A 1,704-nucleotide genomic window follows, 5' to 3' on the forward strand; every position below is an offset into this window, starting at 1 on the left:
GGCTGGCGCTGGCCTATCTGATTTTCTTTGGCTCGATCATCGCCTTCAATTCCTACATGTATCTGCTCAAACACGTGCGCCCGGCGGCAGCGACCAGTTATGCCTACGTCAACCCGGCGGTGGCGGTGTTGCTCGGCGTGGTGTTTGTCGGCGAGACCATCGGCATCGAAGAAGCGCTGGCGATGCTGGTGATCATCAGCGCGGTGCTGCTGATCAGCCTGCCGCAGTGGCGTCGACCTGCGCAGCCACCCGTGGAAGAGGCGAAAGCCGTTCCGACGGAAGCGCGTACGAATTAGGGTAAACTGCGCGGCATTGCATCCCCGCGTCATTTTTTCCTACGGTACTCCCATGACTTTCGCCTCCCTTGGCCTGATCGAACCCTTGCTGCGCTCCCTCGAGACGCTCGGCTACCAGACCCCGACGCCGGTGCAGGCGCAAGCCATTCCGGCGGTGCTGGCCGGTCGCGACCTGATGGCAGCGGCCCAGACCGGCACCGGTAAAACTGCCGGTTTCGCCTTGCCGCTGTTGCAGTTGCTGGCCATGGAAGGGCCGAAAGTCACCGCCAACTCGGCGCGTGCGCTGATTCTGGTGCCGACCCGCGAGCTGGCCGAGCAGGTCCACGAAGCCGTGCGCCAGTACGCGGAAAACCTGCCGCTGCGTACTTACGCGGTGTATGGCGGCGTCAGCATCAACCCGCAGATGATGAAGCTGCGCGGCGGCGTCGATGTGCTGGTCGCCACACCCGGTCGCTTGATCGACCTGTTCCGCCAGAACGCGCTGAAACTCAATCAGCTGCAAACGCTGGTGCTGGATGAAGCCGACCGTATGCTCGACCTGGGCTTCTCCGAAGAACTGGCGAACATTTACCGCATGCTGCCGAAAAAGCGCCAGACCCTGCTGTTCTCCGCGACCTTCTCCGATGACATCCGCCTGCTTGCCGGGCAGATGCTCAACGATCCTTTGAGCGTCGAAGTCAGCCCGCGCAACGTCGCCGCCAACACGGTCAAGCAGTGGATCGTCACCGTAGACAAGAAGCGCAAGGCCGAACTGTTCGTGCACCTGATGCGCAAGAACAAGTGGAAGCAGGTGCTGGTGTTCGCCAAGACCCGCAACGGCGTCGATGCGCTGGTGGAAAAGCTTCAGGGCCTCGGTGTGAATGCTGACGGCATCCATGGCGACAAACCGCAGGCGACCCGCCAGCGCGCGCTGGACCGGTTCAAGCTCAGCGAAGTGCAGATTCTGGTGGCGACCGACGTTGCCGCTCGTGGTCTGGACATCGAAGACCTGCCGCTGGTGGTCAACTTCGATCTGCCGATCGTCGCCGAGGATTACATTCACCGCATTGGTCGGACTGGCCGCGCGGGTGCCACCGGTGAGGCGATTTCGCTGGTGTGTGCCGATGAAGTGAACATGCTCTCGGCGATCGAAATGCTGACGCGGCAGAACCTGAAGCGCCAGAACGAACCGGATTTCGAACCCGAGCACCGCGTGCCGGACACCGACGCCAGCGGTCAGGTGATCAAGAAGCCGAAAAAACCGAAGAAGCCGAAAGCGTCGGGCGGTGGCGGTGGTAAACGCAATCTGGGCAAGTGGGTCGACAGCGGCGAGGCCTCGGCGCCGGAGCCATCGATCAAGCCAGTGCGCAAAGTGCCGGTGTTCAATACTGGACCGCGTAAGCGCAAGCCTTGAGATCAAAGATCAAAA

At 61.9% G+C, this 1,704-nt stretch carries 2 protein-coding genes; both read left to right on the forward strand.

Going from position 1 to position 1,704, the window contains the following annotated elements:
* Positions 1-296: EamA family transporter (locus tag OQK_RS31320; protein ID WP_038860967.1), on the forward strand; the 296-nt coding region annotated here is incomplete at its 5' end.
* Between the two features lie 52 nt (positions 297-348).
* Entirely contained in the window at positions 349-1,689 is a 1,341-nt protein-coding gene (locus tag OQK_RS14785) for a DEAD/DEAH box helicase (RefSeq protein ID WP_016773070.1), read from the forward strand.
* The last annotated feature ends 15 nt before the right edge of the window (positions 1,690-1,704 follow it).

The sequence above is a fragment of the Pseudomonas sp. R62 genome (assembly GCF_000257605.1).
Lineage (GTDB): Bacteria > Pseudomonadota > Gammaproteobacteria > Pseudomonadales > Pseudomonadaceae > Aquipseudomonas > Aquipseudomonas atacamensis.